Consider the following 24,368-nt stretch of genomic DNA (forward strand, 5'->3'; position numbering starts at 1 on the left):
TTTTCGAAGCAAATTTTCCCCGAAAGGAGGTATGTGATGAAGAAGATCATCGTCAGTGCTCTTGCCATTCTGGTCGCCTCGAGCGTCCCGGGCCTGGCCCAGACCTACCGCAGCGAGGGACGGGAATACCGTCAGGAGTATCGCATCTATCGCGGCATGGCGCGCGGCGAACTGACACCGCAGGAGCTGCGCAATCTCTCCCGCCAGCAGCAGCGGATCGACCGGGCGCAGTGGCGGGCTTCCCGTGACGGCTACGTCTCCTATCGGGAGCGGCAGCGGATCGAGCGTATGCAGGATAGGGCCTCTCGCAATATCTACCGCAAGTCCAACAATGGACGGGATCTCTACTAGGGTGCTGGTCAAGCCCGCTGACTGCCCGGCCTGGGTCGGGCGGTCAAATTTCTTCGATGCGGCGGGCCTCTTCCGGCAGGACCGAAAGCTCGCGCCAGTCGATCTCTTCAAGCAAAAGATTGTATTCATCGACATTGACCTGATGCGCCACCCGCAGCCGGTCGAGTTCATCGCGCTGGGCCGCGATCGCCATTAACGCCAGCCGGCGATAGGTTTCCAAAGAAGCGGCGCCGGCCGCGTTGGCGATTGCCCGCTGTTCGAGCTGGAACTTGGCGCGCAGCAATTCGGCTTCCGGTTCCTGTAGTCCTTCAAGTGGGGCAAGACCGGCGGCCGCAATTTCGCTTCGCCGCGTCGCGAGTTCGCCTCTGCCTTCAGCTCGGCGATCGAGGCCGAGTAAGCGGATGACGGGCGCCAATGTCAGTCCCTGAACTACGAGGGTGGCGAGAACGACGGCAAAAGCCGTCAGGACCACCATATCGCGTTGCGGAAAGTCTGCGGGCAGGGCGAAGGCAGTTGCAAGCGTGACGAGCCCTCGCATGCCGCACCACCCCGCAAGCAGCGCCTGGTTCAGCGTTGCGGGTTCCGGCCTGCCGTGGCTGCGTGCATACCAGGCGCGTAGGCGGTTAAAGCCGATACAGATGACGAAGCGGACCAGCACGACGACAATCACGGTCAGCAGCGCGAAGCGGAGGGCTTCTCCGAGGCGATCGGCCGACATGCTGTCGAGGATACCACGCACCTGCATGCCCATCAAAAGAAAGGCCATGACGTTGAGCACGAAGACCGCCGCGCTCCAGACGGCATAGGATTGGACACGCATGCGCGCCGAAGATCGTGTCCCGTCGCTACGGGCCAGCATCATTGCGAAAGCGACGATGGCAAGCACCGCCGAAAACGCCAGTCGCGCGGCGATGATCCAGAGCAGGAAAGTCTGGACGAATTGCAGGAGATTGCCGCCGAGCGTGCCGCTAACCAGCCGGTAAAGATGACGGGACAGCCATGCGGCGACAATGCCGAGCAGGATGCCGCCCGGCACCGCGAGGGTGAGATGCAGGGCGACGGGCGCATCGAGGCTGCCTGCGGATTGAACCGCCAAGGCCGCATCGAATATCAGCAGTGCCGCGGCATCATTGAAGAGGCTCTCGCCCCGAAGCACGGTGTCGGTGCTGCGCGGAATGGCCATAGATGACAGAACCGCCGTTGCAGCCGCCGCATCGGGCGGTGCGACGATCGCACCGAGAACAAGCGCTGCAGCCAGGGGCAGGCCGGCGACGGCCCAGCCGACAAAGGCAACGGCAGCGGCGGTGACGGCTACGCCCCCGATCGCGAAGACGAGGAGCGGCAACCAGAAGCGGCGCGCGATCCCGACCGGAAAATCGAAAGCGGCGTCGAGCAGCGCCGGCGCAATGAAGAGAGCAAGAGCCGTCGCAGGCTCCAGCGAAATGTAAGGCATGCCCGGCAAAAGCGCGACCGCCGCACCCGCCAGCGCGAGCATGGACGGATAGGGCACCGAAAGTCGTCGCGAGACCTGCAACAGCACGACCGCGACAAGCAAGAGGACAAGCAGGCTCTCAAAGAAACTCATGCGGCGACTGTAGTTCCCGTCGCGGCTTTTGTCAGCGTTGGTTTAGCGTCGTTTTTGATGGATCAGAGCAAAGAAAAGGGCGGTCCGAAAACCGCCCTTCCTGACTGAACCAGATGGCTCAGATGCGAGGTATCAGCCTCACATCATGTCCATTCCGCCCATTCCGCCCATGCCGCCAGGCATGCCGGCCGGAGCGTCCTTCTTCGGCAGCTCGGCGATCATGGCTTCCGTGGTGATCAGCAGCGAAGCAACCGAAGCAGCATTCTGCAGAGCCGTGCGGACGACCTTCAGCGGATCGACGATACCCATGGCGATCATGTCGCCATATTCGCCGGTCTGTGCGTTGTAGCCGTAGTTGTCTTCGTTCTTGTCGAGAACCTTGCCGACGACGATCGAAGCTTCGTCACCAGCGTTGTCAGCGATCTGGCGGACCAGCGACTGCAATGCTTTGCGGACGATGTTGATGCCGGCTTCCTGGTCGTCATTAGCGCCCTTGGACGTGATCTTGACGGAGGAGCGCAGCAGGGCGATACCGCCGCCCGGAACGATGCCTTCCTGAACGGCAGCGCGGGTCGCGTTGAGAGCGTCGTCGATGCGGTCCTTCTTTTCCTTCACTTCGACTTCGGTCGAACCGCCGACGCGGATGACGGCAACGCCGCCAGCGAGCTTGGCGAGGCGCTCCTGGAGCTTCTCACGATCGTAATCCGAGGTGGTTTCCTCGATCTGCGCCTTGATCTGGTTGACGCGGCCTTCGATGTCGGACTTGGCGCCGGCACCGTCGACGATCGTGGTGTTTTCCTTGGAGATCGAGACCTTCTTGGAGCGGCCGAGCATGTCGAGGGTGACATTCTCGAGCTTGATGCCGAGGTCTTCGGAGATGACAGTGCCGCCCGTGAGGATGGCGATGTCTTCCAGCATGGCCTTGCGGCGGTCGCCGAAGCCCGGAGCCTTGACGGCAGCAATCTTCAGGCCACCGCGCAGCTTGTTGACGACGAGGGTAGCAAGTGCCTCGCCTTCGACGTCTTCAGCGATGATCAGGAGCGGCTTGCCGGTCTGAACGACGGCTTCGAGAACCGGGAGCATGGCCTGCAGGTTCGAGAGCTTCTTCTCGTGAAGGAGAATGTAAGCGTCATCGAGATCGGCAACCATCTTTTCCGGGTTGGTCACGAAGTAGGGCGACAGGTAGCCGCGGTCGAACTGCATGCCTTCGACGACTTCGAGTTCGGTTTCGGCGGTCTTGGCTTCTTCAACCGTGATGACGCCTTCGTTGCCGACCTTCTGCATGGCTTCAGCAATGTCGAGGCCGATCTGGCGCTCGCCGTTTGCGGAGATCGTGCCGACCTGGGCAACTTCTTCCGAAGTGTTGATCTTCTTGGCCTTGGCCTGGAGATCCTTGACGACTTCGGCTACGGCGAGATCGATGCCGCGCTTCAGGTCCATCGGGTTCATGCCGGCTGCGACGGCCTTGTTGCCTTCGCGAACGATAGCCTGGGCGAGAACGGTAGCGGTGGTGGTGCCGTCGCCGGCGATGTCGTTGGTCTTCGAAGCGACTTCGCGGACCATCTGGGCGCCCATGTTTTCGAACTTGTCTTCCAGTTCGATTTCCTTGGCGACGGAGACGCCGTCCTTGGTGATGCGCGGCGCACCGAAGGACTTGTCGATAACGACGTTACGACCCTTCGGGCCGAGCGTTACCTTGACTGCGTCAGCGAGAATGTCGACGCCACGCAGCATCTTTTCACGTGCGGTGCGGCCGAATTTGACTTCTTTAGCTGCCATTTTGAGAACTCCTGAAAAGGGGTGTCAGCGAATTTCGGTAAGGACAGGCGGCTTATCAGCCGATGATGCCCATGATGTCGGCTTCCTTCATGATCAGAAGGTCTTCGCCGTTGATCTTGACTTCGGTGCCGGACCACTTGCCGAAGAGAACGCGGTCGCCAGCCTTGACGTCGAGAGCGACGACCTTGCCGGATTCATCGCGGGCGCCAGAACCGACGGCGACGATTTCGCCTTCCTGCGGCTTTTCCTTGGCGGTATCAGGAATGATGATGCCGCCCTTGGTCTTTTCTTCAGACTCGACGCGACGAACGACGACGCGATCGTGCAGGGGGCGGAAATTGGTGCTTGCCATTGTCTAATCCCTCGATCAAATGACATTGACGGATCACGTGATGATCCGCTGGAATGTTAGCACTCACCTCCAGGGAGTGCTAAGCGCCGCGGATGTAGGCTCGGCGAGGGGAAGAGTCAAGGATAGGGAAAGAAAAAACCGCGCTTCGCGAGGAGCCGGGCGGTTGCTGAAACTTGACTTTGGAGTAGCAATTTCGTCTAAATGATATATGGGGTTTGCGAGTGCCCCACGAGGCGCCATGCCGAAGTTCGCGTCCTTCATATGACTATCACATATGAACCTTAGAGGGCACGACCATGGCGACTTATAATGCTATCTCATCTGAGAAATTGGCACGATTAATCGGTACTCCCAAGGCGCCGCTGATTATCGACGTGCGCGACCGGGACGACTTTGCCGAAAACCCTTTCCTGCTGCCGGCTTCGCTCAAGAAGGCTCACCACGATGTCGCCGATTGGGCTCCGTCGTTGAACGGGCGATGGGTTGTGGTCGTCTGCCAGAAGGGCCGCAAGCTGAGCGAAGGCGTTGCGGCCTTCCTGCGTATTGCGGGCGCCGAGGCAGAGGTTCTGGAGGGAGGTTTCGAAAGCTGGCGGGAACTCGGGCTGCCGCTCCTGCCTGTGGAAAGGATCCCCGACAGGAAGGCCGACGGCGCGACACTCTGGGTAACGCGCGCCCGGCCGAAAATCGACCGCATCGCCTGTCCCTGGCTGATCCGCCGCTTTGTTGATCCCGGCGCCACTTTTCTATTCGTCTCGGCTGTAGAGGTCGAGGCCGTCGCCGACCGCTTCGGCGCGACGCCTTTCGATATCGAAGGCGTCTTCTGGAGCCATCGCGGCGAACTCTGCAGCTTCGATGTCATGATCGAGGAGTTCGGATTGTCATTTCCCGCACTCGGCCACCTCGCTCGGATCGTCCGAGGCGCCGACACGGACCGGCCCGACCTTGAGCCTCAGGCTGCGGGGCTCCTGGCGATATCGCTTGGCCTGTCGCGGATGTATTCCAGCGATCTGGAACAGATGGAGCAGGGTATGCTCATCTATGACGCACTTTATCGTTGGGCTCGCGACGCGGCGGACGAGAAACATGATTGGGTATCCCATGGCGGACGGAAGTGACACGGCAATGGACGCGATGGTGAAGGAGGAGGTTTCCGGCCCTGTCGGACTTAGGGAGATGACGGCGGTTTTCGCCAAGATTGGAGTATTGAGCTTTGGTGGCCCCGCGGGTCAGATAGGTCTGATGCACCGGATCTTGGTGGATGAGAAGCGCTGGATTTCCGAGGAGCGGTTTCTTCACGCGCTGAATTACTGCATGCTGCTGCCGGGGCCTGAAGCGCAGCAACTGGCGACTTATATCGGCTGGTTGATGCATGGTACCCGCGGAGGCATCATCGCCGGGCTTCTGTTCGTCATTCCCGGCCTGGCAGTCATCATTGGGCTTTCGACTGCCTATTCGCTCTACCAGGACACCACCTGGCTGACCGGCCTCTTCTATGGCCTGAAAGCGGCGGTGCTGGCGATCGTCGTCGAAGCGGTGATCCGGCTCGGCCGCAAGACGTTGAAGAGCCGGTTCCTCGTCGCCATTGCGGCTCTGGCCTTCATATCGCTGTTCTTTTTCAGCCTTCCGTTTCCGCTGGTCGTGCTGCTGGCGGGCATCGCTGGCTTCGTCTCCGCCCGTTCCGGCGGAAGCCGTTCGACAGGAGCCGCCGCGCCTATCGATCTTCCACAACGACCGCCGGCTTTGAAGGCGGTCGTGACGCTCTTCTTCTGGGTCGCTGTCTGGCAGCTTCCGCTTCTGGCGCTCTGGCTGGTCTCCGGGACAGAGGCCCTGTCGGCGATGTTCACTTTCTTCTCCAAGATGGCCCTGGTCACCTTCGGCGGGGCCTATGCGGTGCTTGCCTACGTGGCGCAGGTCGCAGTCCAGGATTACGGCTGGCTGAGGCCGGGCGAAATGTTGGACGGGCTGGCGCTGGCGGAAACAACGCCGGGGCCGCTGGTATTAGTGCTTTCTTTCGTCGGCTTTCTTGTCGGCTTCCGCGGGGCTGCCGGGCTGGGAGCCGTCACGGGCGGCGTCATCGGCGCCCTACTGGTTGCCTGGGCCACCTTCGTGCCGAGCTTCATCTGGATTTTTGCCGGGGCACCCTTCATCGAGCGGCTCCGCGGCAACGCGACATTTTCAGCGGCCCTCTCGGCGATCACGGCCGCTGTGGTGGGGGTCATCCTTAATCTCGCCATCTGGTTTGGCATGCATGTGCTGTTCCGCGAAGTCGGCGAGATCTCGCTCTGGCCGGCGGCCGGCCTCCATGTTTCCTGGCCTGTCTGGACGAGCCTTGACCTGGCCGCCTTCCTGCTTTTCCTGCTTTCGGCGGTTCTTTTGTTCCGGATGAGGGTTGGCATGGTGCCTGTGTTGGCCATATGCGCTCTCGCCGGTCTGGCGCTCAAGCTTCCGGCTCTCCTGTGACGCCGCGGTGAAATCGAACGGCGCGGAACGCAAATCGCCCTTGCCTTCGCGGGCAAGCTTTGCGACATCAGCGCCAATCGAAAATCACGAGGCAGCAGGCATGGCAAAGCGCATCCAGAATCTGAGCGAAGTCATCGGCGACTACGATGTGGTTCTTTCCGACGTCTGGGGCGTCGTTCACAATGGTCTCGACCCGTTCATGCATTCCTGTAAGGCGCTCGCCGCGGCTCGTGAAGCAGGGGCGACCGTTGTCCTCATTACCAATTCGCCGCGCCCGGCGCCCGGCGTCATCCAGCAGATGCGCGCACTCGGCGTGCCGGATGAAACCTACGACCGCATCGTGACGTCTGGCGACGTGACCCAGCACCTGATCGTCGATGGCCCGAAGAAAGTCTTCCTGATCGGGCCGGACCGCGACCTCAACCTGTTCGACGGCCTCGGCGTGGAAGTCGTTTCCGCAGACCAGGCGGATTGCATCGTCTGCACAGGATTCTTCGACGACGAAGAGGAAGTACCGGAAGATTATACCGAGATGCTGACCGACTTCGCCAAGCGCGAGGTGCCTCTGATCTGTGCCAATCCCGATCTGGTGGTCGAGCGCGGCCATCGCATCATTCCCTGCGCAGGAGCGGTTGCCGCCTATTACGAAGAGCTGGGCGGCAAGACCCGGGTTGCCGGCAAGCCGCACCGGCCGATCTACGAAGCGACGCTTGCTGCCGCCCGGGAAGTGCGCGGCGATTTCCCGATGAGCCGGGTTCTGGCGATCGGTGACGGCATGCCGACTGACGTGCGCGGCGCTCTCGCCTATGGCCTCGACCTGCTTTATATCAGCAGCGGCATCCACGTGGCGGAATATACGATCAACGGTCAGACGGACGAGGCGATTTTGAACGCTTGGCTGAAGCGCGAGAATGCAACGCCGAAATACTGGATGCCGCGCCTGGCCTGAAGCGGAACTGCATCGATGACCGTATTTCACCGCAACGAGAAGAAGGAGCCGCTGCCCGAAGCGCTGAAGGGCGGCGTTGTGGCGATCGGCAATTTCGACGGCGTGCATCGCGGTCACCGCAGCGTGCTGGAGCGTGCATTGACGCTTGCCGCAGAGCGGGGCGTTCCGGCGCTGGTGCTGACTTTCGAACCGCATCCGCGGACGGTGTTTCGGCCCGAGGAGCCGGTGTTCCGCCTGACACCCGCTCCCATGAAGGCACGGCTTCTGGAGGCGATGGGCTTCCGATCCGTAATCGAATATCCTTTCGATCGTGATTTTTCGATGCGTTCGGCAGAAGAATTCATCCAGACGATCCTGGTCGACTGGCTTCATGCCAGTGCGGTCGTCACCGGCTTCGACTTCCATTTCGGCAAGGGCAGGGAAGGCGGCCCGGCCTTCCTGATGGTCTCCGGAGAGCGACACGGCTTCACGGTCTCCTTGATGGACGCCTTTCGTGACGAGAATGCCGAGGTCATTTCCTCCAGCCGCATCCGGGCGCTGCTGGGTGAAGGCGATGTGAGCGCCGCAGCCGGCTTGCTCGGGTATCGGTATACGGTGGAAGCTGAGGTGATCGGCGGCGAAAAACTCGGACGTCAGCTTGGCTTCCCCACCGCCAACATGCAGCTTCCGCCCGAAGCAGAGCTGAAACCCGGCATTTATGCCGTGCACTTTCGCCGTGCGGACGGGACGCTCCGTGATGGCGTGGCGAGCTATGGACGCCGTCCGACGGTGACGGAAAACGGTGTTCCGCTGCTGGAGACCTACGTCTTCGATTTCTCCGACAACCTCTATGGAGAAACCTGCTCCGTTTCCTTCTTTGGCCATCTGCGCGACGAGCTGAAATTCGATGGCCTTGATCCGCTGGTCGCCCAGATCAGGCGGGATGAGGAAGAGGCGCGGGCGCTGCTCGCCGGCGTGAGGCCATTGGGCGAACTGGACGCGAGGATTGCGTTTTGAGTTTTGGAATTCCCCTTCCTTTCCTCCTCAAAAACCCGTAATAACCGCCCCCATGAAAAAATTTCGGCTGGCTCAAATCATTCGAATTATAGGCCCGGCCTTCTGCGCGCTTTAGGAGCGGCCGGAGGGTCCGGGTTTTCGGCGCTTGCGTAAAGCGCCTTCCGCCACCGAATTTTCATTCACGATGCGCCCCCGAGCGCTGCCAGAGACGATTACCCGCCATGACCGATACCGCCGAAAAGCTCGACTACTCGAAGACCCTCTATCTGCCTGAAACCGATTTCCCGATGCGCGCCGGCCTGCCGCAGAAGGAGCCGGAGCTGGTCGCCCGCTGGCAGCAGATGGATCTCTACAAGCAACTGCGCGCTTCCGCCGCCGGCCGCGAAAAGTTCGTCCTGCACGATGGCCCCCCCTATGCCAACGGCAACATCCATATCGGCCATGCGCTAAACAAGATCCTGAAGGACGTCATCACCCGCTCGTTCCAGATGCGTGGATTTGACTCCAACTACGTTCCCGGCTGGGACTGCCACGGCCTGCCGATCGAGTGGAAGATCGAGGAGGAGAATTACCGCTCCAAGGGCAAGCAGAAGCCGGACCTGAAGCAGCCGGACGCGATGATCGAGTTCCGCCGCGAGTGCCGCGCCTATGCGGAAAAGTGGATCAAGGTTCAGGCGGAAGAGTTCAAGCGCCTTGGCATTGTGGGAGACTTTGACAATCCGTACCTCACTATGAATTTTCACGCGGAAAGCCGCATCGCCGGCGAGCTGCTGAAGATCGCCAAGAGCGGCCAGCTCTATCGCGGCTCGAAGCCGATCATGTGGTCGGTCGTCGAGCGCACCGCGCTGGCGGAAGCGGAAGTCGAGTATCAGGACTACGAGAGCGATACGATCTGGGTGAAGTTTCCCGTTCTGATGGTCCAAGTTGAGCCGGGTGCGGGCAAATCCGATCTTTTGGATGCTCATGTCGTCATCTGGACGACTACGCCATGGACCATCCCCGGCAACCGCGCGATCTCCTATTCGCCAAAGATCGCTTACGGCCTCTATGAGGTCACGGAAGCCGCCAATGACTTCGGCCCGCGTCCGAGTGAAAGGCTGATCTTCGCCGACAAGCTGGCTGAAGAGAGTTTCGCCAAGGCAAAGCTCCAGTATAAACGTCTGCGCGATATCTCCGCCGATGAGCTTGGTGCGATCACCTGCGCCCATCCCCTCAAGGGCCTGGGCGGCGGCTACACCTTCGACGTCCCGCTGCTCGCCGGCGATCACGTAACCGACGATGCCGGCACCGGCTTCGTCCACACCGCCCCCTCGCACGGCCGCGAGGACTTCGAGGCCTGGACGCATCATGTCCGGGAGCTGGAAGCGCGCGGCATCGACACGAAGATCCCGTTCCCGGTCGACGATAGCGGCACCTACACAGCAGATGCGCCGGGCTTCGACGGCGTGAGGGTCATGGACGACAACGGCAAGAAGGGCGATGCCAACGATCGTGTCATCAAGGCGCTGATCGAGAGGAACGCGCTCTTTGCCCGCGGTCGCCTAAAGCATCAGTATCCGCATTCCTGGCGGTCGAAGAAGCCGATCATCTTCCGCAACACGCCGCAGTGGTTCGTCTATATGGACAAGGACCTCAAGGATGGCACGACGCTGCGTACCCGTGCGCTCAAGGCGATCGACGACACGCGCTTCGTACCCGCCGGCGGACAGAACCGCCTGCGTGCCATGATCGAGCAGCGCCCCGACTGGGTGCTGTCGCGCCAGCGCGCCTGGGGCGTGCCGATCTGCGTTTTCGTGGATGACGAGGGCGAAATCCTGCAGGACGAGGCGGTCAACCAGCGCATCCTCGACGCCTTCGAAAAAGAAGGGGCCGACGCCTGGTTCGCCGCAGGCGCCCGCGAGCGTTTTCTCGGCTCTCGCGCCAACGAAGGCTGGACGCAGGTCATGGACATCCTCGACGTCTGGTTCGATTCTGGCTCGACGCACACCTTCACGCTCGAAGACCGTCCGGACCTGAAATGGCCGGCTGACGTTTATCTCGAAGGTTCCGACCAGCATCGCGGCTGGTTCCATTCCTCGCTCTTGGAATCCGCCGCCACCCGCGGACGGGCGCCCTATGACACGGTCGTCACCCATGGTTTCACCATGGATGAGAAGGGCCAGAAGATGTCGAAGTCACTGGGTAATGTCGTGGCGCCGCAGGACGTGATGAAGGATGCAGGCGCCGATATCCTGCGCCTCTGGGTGATGACGACGGACTACTGGGAAGACCAGCGTCTCGGCAAGACGATCATCCAGACCAATGTGGACGCCTACCGCAAGCTGCGTAACACCATCCGCTGGATGCTCGGCACGCTCGCTCATGACGAGGGCGAGGAGATCGCCTATGGCGACCTGCCCGAACTTGAAAAGCTGATGCTGCACCGCCTGGCGGAACTCGATAAAGTCGTCCGCGAGGGGTATGACGCCTTCGAATTCAAGAAGATCGCTCGCGCGCTCATCGACTTTGCCAATATCGAGCTGTCGGCCTTTTATTTCGACATCCGCAAGGACGCGCTCTACTGCGACGCGCCGTCTTCGCTGCGCCGCCGTGCGGCACTTGCCGTCATCCGCAAGATCTTTGACTGCACGGTCACCTGGCTTGCTCCCATGCTGCCGTTCACGACGGAAGAGGCCTGGCTTTCGCGCAACCCGCAGGCGGTCTCCGTGCATCTCGAACAGTTCGCGAACGTTCCAGCCGAGTGGAAGAACGACGCTGTTGCGGAGAAATGGGCGAAGATCCGCAAGGTCCGTTCGGTCGTCACCGGCGCTCTCGAGATCGAGCGCAAGGACAAGCGTATCGGCTCCTCGCTTGAGGCGGCGCCGGTGGTCTATGTCACCGATTCGGAGCTTCTCAAGGCGCTTGATGGGCACGATTTCGAGGAAACCTGCATCACGTCAGGCATCGCCATCGTGGCAGGCGAGGGACCGCAGGACGCCTTCCTGCTGCCGGAAGTGCCGGGTGTGGTTGTCGATCCGACGCTGGCGGAGGGCGTGAAATGCGCTCGTTCCTGGCGGGTGACGAAGGATGTGGGCTCCGATCCGGAATATCCGGATGTCTCGGCCCGTGACGCTTCCGCGCTTCGCGAGCTTGCGAGCCTTGGCCGCCTCGGTTGATCCAAAATGGCCGGATGATTGCGCTTTGGCGCGTCATCCGGTATTTCTGCCTGAAATTGGCCGGATTTTCCGGCCACTTGGGGTGCAAGTAGACTGAGGCGTCGGGACGGACGCCGCTGGAAGGGTTTTGATGACAACCACATCTGCGTTTCGTGTCGGCATGGGCGTGGCCGGCGTTTTTGCCGTGGCATCGGCCCTTTCGGGCTGCGCGGGCGGTCCGACCTACGGTACCGACAAGACGGCTTTCGAGCAGCTGACCGACGATCTCGGCCAGTCCGTTTCGCTCGGCGGCAAGAATGACGAAGCGAAGCGCAATCTGAAATACAATCCCCGTCCCGCTTTGGTCGTGGCAAAGGGAGATGCGGCGAACCTGCCGCCGCCGCAGCAATCGCTGGCCAATCGTGAGACCAACCCGAACTGGGTCGAATCTCCGGAAGAGACCCGTCAGCGCCTGCGTGATGAGGCCGCGGCGAACGAAAAGGATCCCGGCTATCGTTCTCCGCTGCTGGCTGGCAAGGGCCAGGCGGGGCAGATGACTGAGTCCGAAAAATGGGAAGCCTTTCGCAAGGCCAAGCAGGACGCCGAAACCGTCGATGTCTCGGCCCGCCGTCGCTCGCTCGTCGAACCGCCCGCAGAGTTCCGCTCCACCGATGCGGCCAATCTTAGCGATGTCGGCGAACCGGAGCTTCAGAAGGAAAAGCGCCGCAGGAAGGAAGCCGCGGACGCGAAGAAGTCCAGCGACTGGTGGAAGCTGTTCTGATCAGATTTCTTCGTGCCCGGCGGTCCCATCCGCATCTCTTCTCGATTTGAAGAAGCCGGTGAGCAGGTCCGCTGCCTCCGTCTCGCCCAGGCCGGAATAGACTTCGGGGACGTGATGGCAGGTCGGCTGATGGAAGAAGCGCACGCCGTTGTCGACCGCTCCACCTTTAGGATCGTCCGCGCCGTAATAGAGGCGGCGGATACGCGCGAATGAAATGGCTGCCGCGCACATCGTGCAGGGCTCCAGAGTCACGTAGAGATCGGCGCCTGCAAGCCGCTCCTGGCCGAGCGCTGCAGATGCTTCGCGGATGACGGCTATCTCCGCATGGGCGGTAACGTCGTTGTCGGCGCGGGTGCGGTTTCCTGACCGGGCGATGATCGTGCCGTCGAGCACCAGCACGGCTCCGACGGGAACCTCGCCGCGAGCCGCTGCGGCCCTTGCCTCGGCGAGTGCCGCATCCATGAACCCGTCGCTATTAGGCATTTCGGCGATTCCCTCTTAACCCGGATCGCGTGAACTGGTAGGAAGCATCCAACCAGAGCCCGATTTGCGGGCGTGAACCCGTCTCAGTCAACACGAACAAGAATGTCCGGATCGCTCCGTTAGACATCACGCTTCAGGCAAACAACAAATGAATTCAAAAGACAAGCCGAAGCGCGGCGAAGGCAGGACCTTCGTTCGCGAAACCAAGCCAAGATCGGCTCCAAAGGCTGCGCCCGCCGACAAGGCGGGAGCCAAGAAAAAGTTTGCGCAGAAGGCGGTTCAGGAAAAGCCTGCGAAGGCAGCGCGCAGGCCCGCGCCGATCGCAACCGTATCCGCTGGAGCCGAGGGCAAGGCGGAACGTATATCGAAGATCCTTGCGCGTGCCGGCGTCGCGTCCCGGCGCGATGTCGAACGCATGATCATGGAAGGCCGCGTCAGCCTGAATGGCAAGGTGCTGGAGACGCCGGTCGTCAACGTGACCCTCGACGACAAGATCGAAGTCGACGGTGTGCCGATCCGCGGCATCGAGCGCACTCGCCTGTGGCTCTACCACAAGCCGGCTGGCCTTGTGACGACCAATTCCGATCCGGAAGGTCGTCCGACCGTTTTCGACAATCTGCCGGAAGGTCTGCCGCGCGTCATGTCGATCGGCCGCCTCGACATCAACACTGAAGGGCTGCTGCTGCTCACCAACGACGGCGGTCTTTCGCGCGTCCTCGAACTGCCGACGACCGGTTGGCTGCGCCGCTATCGTGTGCGCGCTCACGGCGAGATTGACCAGGAGGCGCTCGACAAGCTGAAGGAAGGCATCGCCGTGGACGGCGTGCTCTACGGCTCGATCGACGCGACGCTGGATCGCAGCCAGGGGCGTAACGTCTGGATCACCATGGGACTTCGCGAAGGCAAGAACCGGGAAATCAAGAACGTCCTCGGGGCGCTGGGCCTCGAAGTAAACCGTCTGATCCGTATTTCCTACGGCCCTTTCCAACTCGGGGATCTTCCGGAGAGCGAGGTCATCGAGGTGCGCGGTCGCATGCTGCGCGACCAGCTCGGTCCGAGGCTGATCGACGAATCCAAGGCGAATTTCGACGCGCCGATCTATAACGATCGAGAAGCCGAAGACGAAAAGCCGGCGCGTACGGAACGGTCGGATTGGGCCGAGAAGCCGGAAAAGACGGAGCGCCCGCGCTTCGGCAAAACCGAGGACCGTCGTGAAAAGGCGCTTGGCCGTCTCGACACCAAGCCTGGAGACCGCAAGTTCGGCGACAAGCCACGCGGCAAGGGCGGCGCCAAGAGCAATGATCGCGACTTCGGCGAGGAACGTCCCAAGAAGCGGCCGCCGATGGGCACGAGCCGCACGGCAAATGTCTGGATGGCGCCTGGCGCGCGGCCGACCGCCGATGGCAAGGGAACGAGAACGTCCGCGCGTGCCGAGGCCGAACAATTGTTCAAGAAGCCTGCTCCGGAAAATGATCGTCGCGTCGTGGTCAAGCGGGCCGAAGAGGACAGCGACTGGATCCGTGCCGATGCCCCGGCCAAACCGGAGAAGGACGATTTCGGCCGCAAGCGGTCTTCCGGCGATCGTTCCTTCGGAGATCGGCCGCCCAGGGGCGATCGCCCGTTCGGCGACAAACCCCGCGGAGACCGCAAGCCGCGCGCGGAAGGAGAAGGCCGTTCCGAGCGTCCACGCGGCGAGCGCACTTTTGGTGATCGTCCCCCACGCGGCGAGCGTTCTTTCGACAAACCAAAGGGAGATCGTTTCTTCGGCGACAGGCCCCGTGGCGACCGCAAGCCCCGTGAGGATGGCGATCGTCCGGCACGGCCTTTCGCGAGCGAGGGTCGCTCCGAAAGACCCCGTGGAGAGCGGTCATTCGGTGATAGGCCCGCCCGCAGCGAACGCCCTGCCGGTGACCGGCCCTTTGGCGACAAGCCGCGCAGCGGAAAGCCCGGTGGAAAGTCCTTCGGCGGAAAGCCGGGCGGCGGAAAAGGCTTTGGCGGGAAACCGGCCGGCGGACGGGGCAAGCCAGGTGGCAGCAAGCCCGGCGGTCGTCCGGGTGCCGCAAGGCCCGGCGGTAAGCCGCGTACGCCAAGGGGGTAGCGCGCGGTGCGGATCGTTGGTGGTGAATTTCGCGGCCGGTCGCTGGCCACGCCAAAAAGCAGCGATATCCGGCCGACGATCGACCGGACGCGCGAAAGCCTGTTCAACATCATCGGGCACGTCTATCCGGAGGCAATCGACGGCTCCCGGGTGATCGATCTTTTCGCCGGCACTGGCGCCGTGGGGCTGGAGGCCTTGTCGCGCGGCTGCCGAAGCGCGCTTTTCGTCGAAAACGGCGTTGAGGGACGAGGTCTCCTTTGGGAGAACATCGACAACTTCGGTCTGCATGGCCGGGCGCGCATCCTTCGTCGCGACGCTACGAAACTCGGCACCATCGGCACCATAGAGCCATTCCATTTCCTTTTTGCCGATCCGCCCTATGGTCAGGGACTGGGTGAAGCGGCGCTGCTTTCGGCGCATGCCGGCGGCTGGCTGCTTCCCGGAGCGCTTGCGGTGCTGGAGGAGCGGGCCGACGTGACGCCGACGCTCGATCCGGTGTTCAAGCCGCTCGAAAGCCGCGTCTTCGGCGATACCCGCATTGGTTTCTTCCGCTACCAGCCGATCTGAGAGGAAATGGGATGAATACCCGGCTTGCCTTTCCGGACCTTGAGACCGCAGAGCAAAAAGGTGAACCGACTTTTGCCGTGGCCTTCGGAGGCGGTGGTGCGCGGGGTGTCTCCCACATCCAGATCATCGAGGCGCTCGACGAGCTGGGCATTCGCCCGGTGGCAATTTCCGGTTCCTCGATCGGCGCGATCATGGGCGCCGGCATGGCATCGGGCATGACCGGACGCGAAATCCGGGACTATACGCTGGAAACCGTCGGTCATCGCGGCACGCTGCTCAATAAGCTCTGGAGCCTTGGCCCGGCAACCATGCGGGACAAGCTCGGCGGCTTCCGCTTCGGGCACTTCAATCTGGAGCTTATTCTCGATGCCTTCCTGCCGCCTCAGGTCCCGAAGGATTTCGAGGATCTCGAAATCCCGATGAAAATCTCGGCTACCGATTATTATGGTCAGGCAGAGGTGATCCTGGAGAAGGGGGATTTGCGCCAGGCGATCGCTGCGTCCGCCGCCATCCCCGGCCTCTTCATGCCGATCTGGGTGAATGGCCGGGTCATGATCGACGGCGGTGTCTTTAATCCGGTGCCGTACGAACAACTGATGGAACTTGCCGATGTGGTGATCGGCGTCGATGTGGTCGGCGCGCCGGAAGGGGACGGCACGCATCCGCCCAACCGCATCGACAGCCTATTCGGAGCGAGCCAGCTCACCATGCAGGCGAGTATTTCCCTGAAGCTGAAGCTCAATCCGCCGCAGATCTTCCTGCGGCCCTCGGTTAACCGGTTCCGGGTTCTGGATTTTCTGAGGGCACGGGAAATTCTGAACGAATCCGAAAGCGTGAAAGACGAGCTTAAACGCGCGATCGACGCGCTTCACTCTGCGGCTGCCGAAGGCTGATCAGCTCTCGGTAATCGCTGCGTCGGCGCTCACCTCCTCCACGAGAGCTGCTCGCTTCGGTTTGATCAAAGGCTCTGGCCGGACCGGCCGATTGAGCAGCATTTCGCGGCCGGCACCGAGCCCCTGGACCGCCTGAACCTGCAACCGCTCCTCGTCGCGCCGGCGGATATCATCGCTGATTTCCTCCGCTTCGTTCTCGCTCATGCCAAGCGCCTCCAGCGAACGGCGACCGAAAACCAAGCCGGATTCGAGTGTTTCGCGCAGCTCGTAGTCGACATTGCGAGCCCGAAGCGACAGGGAATGGATGCGGTCATACGAACGCACGAAAAGGCGAACGTCCGGAAATTCGGAACGGATCATGTCAACGATGCGGTCGGTCGTTTCACGCTTCTGAGTGGTGACCGCGACGATTTTTGCCCGCTCGATGCCGGAGGCGATCAGCACATCCCGGCGGGTGCCGTCCCCAAAATAGATGCGGAAGCCGAAACTGGCCGCTTGTCGGATGCGATCTGCGGAATCATCGATGACGGTCACTTCGCGTCCGCCGGCCAGCAGGATTTGCGCGGCGATCTGGCCGAAGCGCGAAAAGCCGATCATCAGCACGTCCGCCCCGGCGCCGCTGAAATCCTCCGCCAGTTCTTCGCGCGTCTCGGCGCTGCGGAGGCGTCTTGAAAGTGCCGCCCCGAGCGGCGTAAGCGCCATGGAGAGCGTCACCGCGGCGATCAGCAGCGATGCGGTGGCGGAGGAAAGAAGGCCTGCCGCAGTCGCCGTGGTGAACAGCACGAAACCGAATTCGCCGCCTTGCGGCAGCAGGACGGCGATCCGCACCGCATCCTGGTGCGGAGAGCCCCAAAGCCGGCAGAGCCCGTAGATGACCAATGCCTTCACCGCCATGAAAAGCGGCACGGCCGGCAGGATGAAGAGCAGGTTGTCGAAAATCACGCCGACTTCGAGCGACAGGCCGACCGCCATGAAGAACAGCGCCAGCAACAGTCCGCGGAAGGGTTCGATATCCGCTTCGAGTTCATGACGGTAGGAGGATTCTGCAAGCATCACGCCGGAGAGAAAGGCCCCCATCGCCATGGAAAGGCCGACTGCCTGCATGGCCGCAGCCGATCCCAGCACGACCAGCAGGGCAGCCGCGATCATCACTTCCCGGGCGCCGGTGCGGGCAATCACCTGGAACATCGGGGTCAGAAGGTACCGCCCGGCAAGCACCATGGCGCCGACAGCGCCGACGGCAATCGCAAAATCGAGAAGCGGCGTAGCTTCGGCCTCCACCGTCCCGGGGGAAAGGATAGTGATCATGGCGAGAAGCGGAACGATCGCCAGATCCTGGAACAGGAGGACCGAGAAGGATCGTTGCCCGTAACGGCTGTTCATGTCGCCGTCGTCGTTCAGGATCTGCAGCGCGAAGGCCGTCGACGATAGCGCCAGACCAAAACCGATAATCAGGCTGCCGCGCCAGTCCGCCATGTTTGCGAGATAGGCGAGCCCCGTGAGCGCCAGCCCGGAGATCACCACCTGCGCCGGACCAAGCCCGAAGACATCGCCGCGCATCTGCCAAAGGCGGGAAGGCTTCAACTCGAGGCCGATGATAAAGAGCAGGAAAACGATGCCGAATTCGGAAAAATGCAACACCTCTTCCGTCTCGACGATCTGCTGCAGGATCGGGCCGATGACCACGCCTGCAGCGAGATATCCGAGGACGGTACCGAGCCCGAGCTTCCTGAACAAGGGTGCTGCGATCACGGCTCCGCCGAGGAGAAGCAGCATTTGGGAAAACATGGAATCCGGCGCGGCCATAGGGATACTTTCGAATAGATAGGCGATTGGTCGTCTCAAGAATCGGCGAGCCGGCCTTGATGCTTCTGACAGTGCACAATAAATGGAGCGAGAATGAAAGGCTTGCAATCATGACCTCCCAAATCGATTCCGCCGACCTGCTTTCCCGCGCCAGCGAACTCATCGATCTAGCCAAGGCCGCGGGGGCGGATCAGGCGGATGCGGTGGTTGTGCGTTCCCGCTCCCGCTCCGTAAGTGTTCGTCTCGGCAAAGTCGAGGGAACCGAAGCCTCCGAAAGCGACGATTTTTCGCTGCGCGTCTTCATCGGTAAACGGGTGGCGAGCGTTTCGGCCAATCCTGGCTTCGACATGAAGACACTGGCGGAACGCGCCGTTGCCATGGCGAAGGTCTCTCCGGAAGACCCGTTCGCTTGCCTGGCGGACGAGGCCGATCTTGCCAAGTCCTATCCGGACCTCGAGCTTTTCGATGCAACCGACCTGCCGACCGACGATCTGCGCGAAGCGGCGCTCGCAATGGAGCAGGCCGCGCTCGATGTTTCCGGCGTCACCAACTCTTCCGGCGCCGGCGCATCCGCCGGCATGGGCGGGCTGGTTCTGGTGACCTCGCATGGTTTCTCGGGGAGCTATATGGCGACCCGCTTCGGGCGCTCCGTCAGCGTCATCGCCGGCGAAGGCACGAAGATGGAGCGCGACTACGATTTCGACAGCCGTATCTATGCCGCCGATCTGGACGATCCCGATGTGATCGGTCGCCGCGCCGGCGAACGCGTGGTGAAACGCATCAATCCTCGCCAGGTCGATACGGGCAGCAATGTCACTGTCGTCTTCGATCCACGCATCGCCCGCGGTTTCGTCGGCCATATTGCCGGCGCGATCAACGGGGCCTCGGTTGCTCGAAAGACGAGCTTCCTGCGCGACAAGATGGGCCAGCAGGTTCTGAAGGCGGGACTGAATATTACCGATGACCCGCTCGTGGTACGTGGCTCCTCCTCCCGTCCTTTCGATGGCGAAGGCGTTTGCGGGCAGCGCATGGTGATGATCGAGGACGGGGTGCTGAAGCACTGGTTCCTGTCGACGTCCACAGCCCGCGAGCTTGGGCTTTCCACCAATGGCCGCGGCGTACGCGGCGGCACGGCAGTGACACCGGCATCTACCAATCTGGCTCTGGAGCCCGGTGATATTTCTCCGGAAGAACTGATCCGTTCCATCGGCACGGGGTTCTACGTCACCGAGCTGATCGGTCAGGGCGTCAACATGATCACCGGCGAATATAGTCGTGGCGCGACCGGCTTCTGGATCGAAAACGGCGAACTTGCGTTTCCTGTTTCTGAAGTGACGATAGCCTCCAATCTCAAGGACATGTTCATGCGGATCACTCCGGCAAACGACATCGATCGAAAGTTCGGCGTCGCATCGCCGACGATTGCCATCGAGGGCATGACGCTGGCGGGACGCTGATTCCCGATGGAAACAGAAAATTGGCAGAAAGACCTCGAACTTATTCGCCATGCGGCACACCAGGCGGGCGAGATCGCTCATGGCTTTTTCGGCCGCTCGCCGGAGGTTTGGTGGAAGAACGAGGGAAAGTCGCCGGTCAGTGCCGCCGATTTCGCCGCAAATGACAGGCTCCAGAGCCTGCTTCTGAAGGCGCGGCCGAATTATGGCTGGCTTTCGGAGGAGACTGACGACGATGCCGCGCGGCTCTCTTTGGAAACGCTGTTCGTGATCGATCCGATCGATGGCACGCGTGCCTTCATCAATGGTGAAAAGACCTGGTGCGTTTCGGTGGCGGTGGTCCATCGCGGTCAGCCGGTCGCAGGTGTCCTCTTCGCTCCGGCGTTGGAGGAGGAGTTCGCGGCAGCGAAGGATGGCCCTGCGCTCAAAAACGGGCGATCGATCACCGTCAGCGCCGGCCGCACCGATGGCGAGCTGGTCATTGCCGCGGACGAAAATCTCGTCAAGAAGTTTGCTCCGGACTTCCGCGCCGAAGTGCGCCGCGTCCGCCACGTTCCTTCGCTTGCCTATCGGCTGGCCATGGTGGCGGATGGCCGGATCGACGGCACCGTCGTCAAGCGCAATTCCCATGACTGGGACCTTGCTGCCGCAGACCTGATCTTGGAGCGCGCCGGCGGGCGCCTGCATGACCTCGACGGCAACCGGCTCGTCTACAATCGCGAAAGCGTCAGCCACGAGATGCTGATCGCCGGCGCTGCTCACGCTTTGCAAAGCCTTTTACCGCACGTTACGGAGGGTGCTGCGGGTTGACCTTTGCGGCAGAATGCAGCAGAGGAGAGCAAAATAGACGGATAACGGAAAATGACGGAAACAGGCGAAAAGAAACAACTCCTGCACCTGGTCTTCGGTGGCGAGCTCAAGAACCTGGAGAGCCTTCAATTCCAAGACCTCTCCGCCCTGGATATCGTCGGCATCTATCCAGATTATGCTAGCGCCCTGGTTGCCTGGCGGGCAAAGGCGCAGCAAACGGTCGACAATGCGCAGATGCGCTATTTTATCGTCCATATGCACCGGCTGCTCGACCCGGACAGCAAGTCGGTCTGAGATAAGCCACGCGCGATAGATTATGCCACGGAATGCCGGTTCTCCCGCCTTGGCGTGAGCACGAGAACCCTATTTTGACGCATTTGTAAAACACATAAAACTCGGCTACGGATATTTAATCGGAGGGGCTATCACATTGACGGCAGCCATGATTGATCGGGGACAGATGCGATGACCAGCGGCTTGGCGCGCACAGCTCTTCTCGGTTATCGCTTGGCGGGCGTGGCCCTCTATCCGCTGGCAAGTCCCTACCTCGGCTACCGCGCCATGAAGGGCAAGGAAGATCGGGCGCGGCGTCTGGAACGGCTCGGTTATGCCAGCTTGGCGCGTCCGCGTGGTCCGCTGGTGTGGGTGCATGCGGCGAGCGTAGGCGAAACCATTGCCATCATGCCGATGATCCGCGAGCTGCGCCGTCGTGAGATCCATATCCTTCTCACCACCGGTACCGTCACCTCGGCAAATCTTGTGCAGTCGCGCCTCGCCGATGAGGTAATCCATCAATATGTGCCGCTCGACGTCAAATTTCCGATCAAGCGCTTTATTGCCTATTGGAAGCCGGACGCCTGCATTACTGCCGAATCCGAAATCTGGCCGACGACGGTCGCCGAGTTGGCTCGGCGCGGCATCCCGCAGATCCGGGTCAACGCCCGCATATCCGATCGCTCTTTTGCCCGCTGGAGCAATTACGGCTCCGTTGCCGAGGCATTGTTCGAAAAAATGGCGCTGGTTATCGCGCAATCGGACCTTGATGCGGAACGGTTCCGAGACCTCGGTGCTTGGCCTGTGATCGTTTCCGGCAACCTCAAGAGCGATACCGACCCGCCGCCCTGCGACGAGGACGTCCTGGCTCGCTACCGCAAGGAAATCGGCGGCCGCAAGACGTGGGCAGCGATCTCCACCTTCGACGGCGAGGAACAGATCGTCTCAGCCGTGCACCGGACGTTGAGACCGAAGAACGGCCAGCTCACCATTTTGGTGCCACGCCATCCGGATCGCGCCGATGCGATCGAGGCGATGCTGAAGGAAGCCGGGCTCACTGTGGCCCGCCGCTCCCGCAACGACGTGCTGACGCCGGAGACGGACATTTTCCTCGGGGATTCGATTGGGGAAATGGGCCTCTATCTCCGGCTCACCGAGATCGCGTTTGTCGGAAAGTCCTTGTCGCAGCAAGGCGGGCAAAATCCCCTGGAACCCGCGATGCTTGGTTGTGCGGTGCTTTCGGGGCCGCAGGTGCAGAATTTTCGCGACGCCTATCAGCATCTCGTGCGCAAGGGTGGTGCTCGCATCATCAAGGATGTCGAAATGCTCGCCAAGGCGGTTCACTATCTGATGATCAACGACCTTGCCCGCCGCAAGATGGTGGATTCCGGGCATGACGCGATGGAAGAGATGCGTGGCGCTCTGTCGAAGACCATCAAGGCGCTGGAGCCTTACATCAATCCGCTGACCGTCAGCGCTCGGCTGCAGCCGAAGGCCGCTGCCGTCCGATGACCTCTGCAGGTTTTGAAAAGATCGCCGGCATCCTCTTCGACAAGGACGGAACGCTGTTGCGTTACGACGAGAGCTGGGGACCGGTCAACCGTGAGGCGGCGCGTATCGCAGCAGCGGGTGATGCCGACCTTGAGCCTCAGCTTCTGTTTTCGGGCGGCATGGATCCTGTCTCGGGTCATACGCGGCCGGACAGCCTGCTCGCCGCCGGCAATGCCGCCGAGATCGCTGCCGGTTTCGTGTCTGCCGGTTCACCGATCGAAGTTGACGAACTCACTCGGCTGCTCGACGATCTCTTCGTGCGCTCTGCCGAATTCTCCGTGCCTGTCACCGATCTTTCGGCGCTTTTTTCGCGACTGAAGGCGAGGGGCCTGAAGCTGGGGGTGGCTTCCAGCGACAATGAGGAGGCCATCCGGCAGACGGCGATAAGGTTCGGCTTTATCGACCACCTGGATTTCATCGCTGGTTATGACAGCGGCCATGGCGTAAAGCCGGAGCCCGGGATGGTTCTAGGCTTCTGCCGTACTGTCGGGATCGAACCCTCTGCGGTTGCCATGGTCGGCGACAATAACCATGACATGCATATGGGTAGGAACGCCGGGGTTGGATTGAAAGTGGCGGTGTTGACCGGCACCGGTTCCCGCGAGACCCTGTCGGCCGCCTCCGACATTTGCCTGGACGACATCACCCTGCTCGAAAGTCTGCTCCGGGAAGCCGCCGAAGCACACTAAGTACCCCGAAGACTTGCCTTTTTGGAAAAACTCCCATTTTCTGAGCGGGCAGTCTCACTATGGATTAGCGTATGGTATCGGAAGCACCGCCATTCTGGTGGACGAAAGCGGATTGGCGCGCTTGGGGTCTCTCGCCCTTTTCCTTCATTTACGGCCGGATAGCCGGACGCCGCATGGCGCGAGCACGGCGGGCGAGCGTTCCCGTACCGGTTATTTGCGTCGGCAATTTTACGGTCGGCGGAGCGGGCAAGACACCCACCGCGATCGCGCTGGCGCGTGCCGCCAAGCAAAAGGGGCTCAAGCCAGGCTTCCTGAGCCGAGGCTATGGCGGGTCGATTGATGTCACGACCGTTGTCGACCCTGATCACCATCGTGCCGAAGCCGTCGGCGACGAAGCCTTGCTGCTTTGCCGCGAGACGCTGACGGTGATCTCGCGCACCCGCGCCGATGGGGCTCGCAGGCTTGTCCAGGAGGGCGCGGACCTGATCATCATGGACGACGGCTTCCAGAGCGCACGGCTGGCGCTGGACTTCGCGCTCGTCGTCATCGATACCGTGCGGGGGATCGGCAATGGCCATCTGGTTCCCGGCGGCCCCGTGCGAGCACCGATTGCCGAACAGATGCGTCAGCTCTCAGCTATTCTGAAGGTTGGCGACGGAGTGGCGGCCGACCGCCTCGTTCGGCAAGCCGCGCGTGCCGGCAAGCAGGTCTATGTCGCATCGTTGAAGCCCCGGGAAACCAATGAGATTGCGGGAAGCGCGCTGCTCGCTTTCGCCGGCATCGCGGATCCGGAGAAGTTCTACCGCACCGTCCAGCAGCTTGGCGGGCTGATCATGGTTAGGCGGGCCTTCCCAGATCATCATTATTTCAGCGAAGACGAAATTTCGGATCTGCTGGACGATGCCGCAAAGGACGACCTTATGCTCGTCACCACAGCAAAGGACGCAGTGCGGCTGACGGGCCATCACGGTCGCACGCAAGAGCTTGCGTCAAAGGTGAGGGTGGTCGAGGTCGACATGGTCTTCGATGATCCGCAGGCGCCGGGCAAGATCATTGAGACTGCCATCGCCAATTACCGGCAGCGGCGCCTGAGGGATAATGGTCGGGAGAAGGGCTAGCCGCGGCTCTGGTTCGGCAGGATGCCGGCGCGTTTGTCTGCCTCGAGTGAGCTGGCGCAGTCCACATAGGGTTCCTGCCTTGCTACGCTCCAGTAGCGAAGCTCATCGACCGGAATCTGCTTTCCTGTGATGGCGCAGACGACATAGGAGCCTGAGGTCAGGATCTGGTAGTCGCCGTCGAGATACCGGATTTTCGCTTCGCGGAAACCGCTTCCCTCGAACCGGTTCATCTTTCGTCT

At 61.6% G+C, this 24,368-nt stretch carries 22 protein-coding genes; 16 read left to right on the top strand and 6 right to left on the bottom strand.

Annotated features, from left to right (window positions below):
* Positions 1–36 precede the first annotated feature (36 nt).
* Positions 37–351: a hypothetical protein gene (locus EDE09_RS02510; RefSeq protein WP_105374098.1), complete on the top strand. Its 315-nt coding sequence runs from the start codon at positions 37–39 to the stop codon at positions 349–351.
* Positions 352–394: 43 nt separating this feature from the next.
* On the opposite strand, the gene EDE09_RS02515 is transcribed toward EDE09_RS02510, so the two are convergent.
* From EDE09_RS02515 to groES, 3 genes are all read right to left on the bottom strand, one after another.
* The gene (locus EDE09_RS02515; RefSeq protein ID WP_132408682.1) at positions 395–1,936 is read right to left on the bottom strand and encodes a cation:proton antiporter; all 1,542 of its coding nucleotides are present in this window, start codon (positions 1,934–1,936) and stop codon (positions 395–397) included.
* A gap of 138 nt (positions 1,937–2,074) precedes the next feature.
* Positions 2,075–3,715 (bottom strand): chaperonin GroEL, encoded by a 1,641-nt coding sequence (gene groL, locus EDE09_RS02520; protein ID WP_105374100.1) that lies wholly within the window; start codon positions 3,713–3,715, stop codon positions 2,075–2,077.
* Between the two features lie 55 nt (positions 3,716–3,770).
* Positions 3,771–4,067, bottom strand: coding sequence for a co-chaperone GroES (groES, locus tag EDE09_RS02525; RefSeq protein WP_004675403.1), 297 nt, complete (start codon positions 4,065–4,067; stop codon positions 3,771–3,773).
* 296 nt (positions 4,068–4,363) lie between these two features.
* On the opposite strand from groES, the gene EDE09_RS02530 reads away from it, so the two are divergent.
* The 6 genes from EDE09_RS02530 (at position 4,364) to EDE09_RS02555 (ending at position 12,387) form a co-directional block, all read left to right on the top strand.
* Positions 4,364–5,182, top strand: coding sequence for a sulfurtransferase/chromate resistance protein (locus EDE09_RS02530; protein WP_132408684.1), 819 nt, complete (start codon positions 4,364–4,366; stop codon positions 5,180–5,182).
* Between the two features lie 7 nt (positions 5,183–5,189).
* Positions 5,190–6,527, top strand: a complete 1,338-nt coding sequence (chrA, locus tag EDE09_RS02535; protein ID WP_132408910.1) for a chromate efflux transporter — start codon at positions 5,190–5,192, stop codon at positions 6,525–6,527.
* Between the two features lie 100 nt (positions 6,528–6,627).
* Positions 6,628–7,476 (top strand): TIGR01459 family HAD-type hydrolase, encoded by an 849-nt coding sequence (locus EDE09_RS02540; RefSeq protein WP_132408686.1) that lies wholly within the window; start codon positions 6,628–6,630, stop codon positions 7,474–7,476.
* Between the two features lie 15 nt (positions 7,477–7,491).
* A complete protein-coding gene (locus EDE09_RS02545; RefSeq protein ID WP_132408688.1) occupies positions 7,492–8,472 on the top strand; it encodes a bifunctional riboflavin kinase/FAD synthetase in 981 nt (326 codons plus the stop codon).
* A gap of 221 nt (positions 8,473–8,693) precedes the next feature.
* The gene (ileS, locus tag EDE09_RS02550; protein ID WP_132408912.1) at positions 8,694–11,627 is read left to right on the top strand and encodes an isoleucine--tRNA ligase; all 2,934 of its coding nucleotides are present in this window, start codon (positions 8,694–8,696) and stop codon (positions 11,625–11,627) included.
* Positions 11,628–11,787: 160 nt separating this feature from the next.
* A complete protein-coding gene (locus EDE09_RS02555) occupies positions 11,788–12,387 on the top strand; it encodes a hypothetical protein (RefSeq protein ID WP_245505067.1) in 600 nt (199 codons plus the stop codon).
* Here EDE09_RS02555 and EDE09_RS02560 read toward each other — a convergent pair whose 3' ends face one another.
* Complete coding sequence (locus EDE09_RS02560; RefSeq protein WP_132408692.1) at positions 12,388–12,870, bottom strand: nucleoside deaminase; 483 nt, start codon at positions 12,868–12,870, stop codon at positions 12,388–12,390.
* Positions 12,871–13,018: 148 nt separating this feature from the next.
* Between EDE09_RS02560 and EDE09_RS02565 the strand changes: the two genes are divergently transcribed.
* From EDE09_RS02565 to EDE09_RS02575, 3 genes are read left to right on the top strand one after another with little or no spacing between them, the layout of a single operon-like run.
* Positions 13,019–14,968 (top strand): pseudouridine synthase, encoded by a 1,950-nt coding sequence (locus EDE09_RS02565; RefSeq protein WP_132408694.1) that lies wholly within the window; start codon positions 13,019–13,021, stop codon positions 14,966–14,968.
* Between the two features lie 6 nt (positions 14,969–14,974).
* Complete coding sequence (rsmD, locus tag EDE09_RS02570; protein ID WP_105374109.1) at positions 14,975–15,535, top strand: 16S rRNA (guanine(966)-N(2))-methyltransferase RsmD; 561 nt, start codon at positions 14,975–14,977, stop codon at positions 15,533–15,535.
* Positions 15,536–15,546: 11 nt separating this feature from the next.
* Complete coding sequence (locus EDE09_RS02575) at positions 15,547–16,428, top strand: patatin-like phospholipase family protein (RefSeq protein ID WP_132408696.1); 882 nt, start codon at positions 15,547–15,549, stop codon at positions 16,426–16,428.
* On the opposite strand, the gene EDE09_RS02580 is transcribed toward EDE09_RS02575, so the two are convergent.
* Positions 16,429–18,234, bottom strand: coding sequence for a monovalent cation:proton antiporter-2 (CPA2) family protein (locus EDE09_RS02580; protein ID WP_132408698.1), 1,806 nt, complete (start codon positions 18,232–18,234; stop codon positions 16,429–16,431).
* A gap of 110 nt (positions 18,235–18,344) precedes the next feature.
* Here EDE09_RS02580 and EDE09_RS02585 point away from each other — a divergent pair, with 110 nt between their 5' ends.
* The 6 genes from EDE09_RS02585 (at position 18,345) to lpxK (ending at position 24,129) form a co-directional block, all read left to right on the top strand.
* Positions 18,345–19,691, top strand: coding sequence for a TldD/PmbA family protein (locus tag EDE09_RS02585; RefSeq protein WP_132408700.1), 1,347 nt, complete (start codon positions 18,345–18,347; stop codon positions 19,689–19,691).
* Between the two features lie 6 nt (positions 19,692–19,697).
* Positions 19,698–20,498, top strand: a complete 801-nt coding sequence (locus EDE09_RS02590) for a 3'(2'),5'-bisphosphate nucleotidase CysQ (protein WP_105374114.1) — start codon at positions 19,698–19,700, stop codon at positions 20,496–20,498.
* 51 nt (positions 20,499–20,549) lie between these two features.
* Positions 20,550–20,792 carry a DUF4170 domain-containing protein gene (locus EDE09_RS02595; protein ID WP_105374115.1) on the top strand — a complete coding sequence of 81 codons (243 nt, stop codon included), beginning with the start codon at positions 20,550–20,552 and terminating at the stop codon, positions 20,790–20,792.
* Between the two features lie 171 nt (positions 20,793–20,963).
* Positions 20,964–22,283, top strand: coding sequence for a lipid IV(A) 3-deoxy-D-manno-octulosonic acid transferase (gene waaA, locus EDE09_RS02600; protein WP_105374116.1), 1,320 nt, complete (start codon positions 20,964–20,966; stop codon positions 22,281–22,283).
* Complete coding sequence (locus tag EDE09_RS02605; protein ID WP_132408702.1) at positions 22,280–23,011, top strand: HAD family hydrolase; 732 nt, start codon at positions 22,280–22,282, stop codon at positions 23,009–23,011. Before waaA ends, EDE09_RS02605 begins: the two co-directional genes overlap by 4 nt.
* Positions 23,012–23,082: 71 nt before the next feature.
* Positions 23,083–24,129 carry a tetraacyldisaccharide 4'-kinase gene (gene lpxK, locus EDE09_RS02610; protein WP_105374118.1) on the top strand — a complete coding sequence of 349 codons (1,047 nt, stop codon included), beginning with the start codon at positions 23,083–23,085 and terminating at the stop codon, positions 24,127–24,129.
* Here the strand turns inward: lpxK and EDE09_RS02615 are convergent.
* Positions 24,126–24,359, bottom strand: a complete 234-nt coding sequence (locus EDE09_RS02615; protein ID WP_105374119.1) for a DUF2093 domain-containing protein — start codon at positions 24,357–24,359, stop codon at positions 24,126–24,128. The two genes, lpxK and EDE09_RS02615, sit on opposite strands and share 4 nt — an antisense overlap.
* Positions 24,360–24,368 lie beyond the last annotated feature (9 nt).

This window comes from Neorhizobium sp. S3-V5DH (assembly GCF_004343065.1).
In the GTDB taxonomy this organism is placed as follows: domain Bacteria; phylum Pseudomonadota; class Alphaproteobacteria; order Rhizobiales; family Rhizobiaceae; genus Neorhizobium; species Neorhizobium huautlense.

Excerpts from the sequence above, each read along its gene's own strand:
- groL (WP_105374100.1), bottom strand. The coding sequence starts at position 3,715 with ATGGCAGCTAAAGAAGTCAAATTCGGCCGCACCGCACGTGAAAAGATG.
- waaA (WP_105374116.1), top strand. The coding sequence starts at position 20,964 with ATGACCAGCGGCTTGGCGCGCACAGCTCTTCTCGGTTATCGCTTGGCG.
- EDE09_RS02555 (WP_245505067.1), top strand. The coding sequence starts at position 11,788 with ATGGGCGTGGCCGGCGTTTTTGCCGTGGCATCGGCCCTTTCGGGCTGC.
- EDE09_RS02615 (WP_105374119.1), bottom strand. The coding sequence starts at position 24,359 with ATGAACCGGTTCGAGGGAAGCGGTTTCCGCGAAGCGAAAATCCGGTAT.
- EDE09_RS02580 (WP_132408698.1), bottom strand. The coding sequence starts at position 18,234 with ATGGCCGCGCCGGATTCCATGTTTTCCCAAATGCTGCTTCTCCTCGGC.
- ileS (WP_132408912.1), top strand. The coding sequence starts at position 8,694 with ATGACCGATACCGCCGAAAAGCTCGACTACTCGAAGACCCTCTATCTG.
- EDE09_RS02560 (WP_132408692.1), bottom strand. The coding sequence starts at position 12,870 with ATGCCTAATAGCGACGGGTTCATGGATGCGGCACTCGCCGAGGCAAGG.
- chrA (WP_132408910.1), top strand. The coding sequence starts at position 5,190 with ATGGACGCGATGGTGAAGGAGGAGGTTTCCGGCCCTGTCGGACTTAGG.
- EDE09_RS02540 (WP_132408686.1), top strand. The coding sequence starts at position 6,628 with ATGGCAAAGCGCATCCAGAATCTGAGCGAAGTCATCGGCGACTACGAT.
- EDE09_RS02595 (WP_105374115.1), top strand. The coding sequence starts at position 20,550 with ATGACGGAAACAGGCGAAAAGAAACAACTCCTGCACCTGGTCTTCGGT.
- EDE09_RS02515 (WP_132408682.1), bottom strand. The coding sequence starts at position 1,936 with ATGAGTTTCTTTGAGAGCCTGCTTGTCCTCTTGCTTGTCGCGGTCGTG.
- lpxK (WP_105374118.1), top strand. The coding sequence starts at position 23,083 with ATGGTATCGGAAGCACCGCCATTCTGGTGGACGAAAGCGGATTGGCGC.
- EDE09_RS02545 (WP_132408688.1), top strand. The coding sequence starts at position 7,492 with ATGACCGTATTTCACCGCAACGAGAAGAAGGAGCCGCTGCCCGAAGCG.
- EDE09_RS02510 (WP_105374098.1), top strand. The coding sequence starts at position 37 with ATGAAGAAGATCATCGTCAGTGCTCTTGCCATTCTGGTCGCCTCGAGC.
- EDE09_RS02565 (WP_132408694.1), top strand. The coding sequence starts at position 13,019 with ATGAATTCAAAAGACAAGCCGAAGCGCGGCGAAGGCAGGACCTTCGTT.
- EDE09_RS02530 (WP_132408684.1), top strand. The coding sequence starts at position 4,364 with ATGGCGACTTATAATGCTATCTCATCTGAGAAATTGGCACGATTAATC.
- EDE09_RS02585 (WP_132408700.1), top strand. The coding sequence starts at position 18,345 with ATGACCTCCCAAATCGATTCCGCCGACCTGCTTTCCCGCGCCAGCGAA.
- EDE09_RS02605 (WP_132408702.1), top strand. The coding sequence starts at position 22,280 with ATGACCTCTGCAGGTTTTGAAAAGATCGCCGGCATCCTCTTCGACAAG.
- EDE09_RS02575 (WP_132408696.1), top strand. The coding sequence starts at position 15,547 with ATGAATACCCGGCTTGCCTTTCCGGACCTTGAGACCGCAGAGCAAAAA.
- groES (WP_004675403.1), bottom strand. The coding sequence starts at position 4,067 with ATGGCAAGCACCAATTTCCGCCCCCTGCACGATCGCGTCGTCGTTCGT.
- EDE09_RS02590 (WP_105374114.1), top strand. The coding sequence starts at position 19,698 with ATGGAAACAGAAAATTGGCAGAAAGACCTCGAACTTATTCGCCATGCG.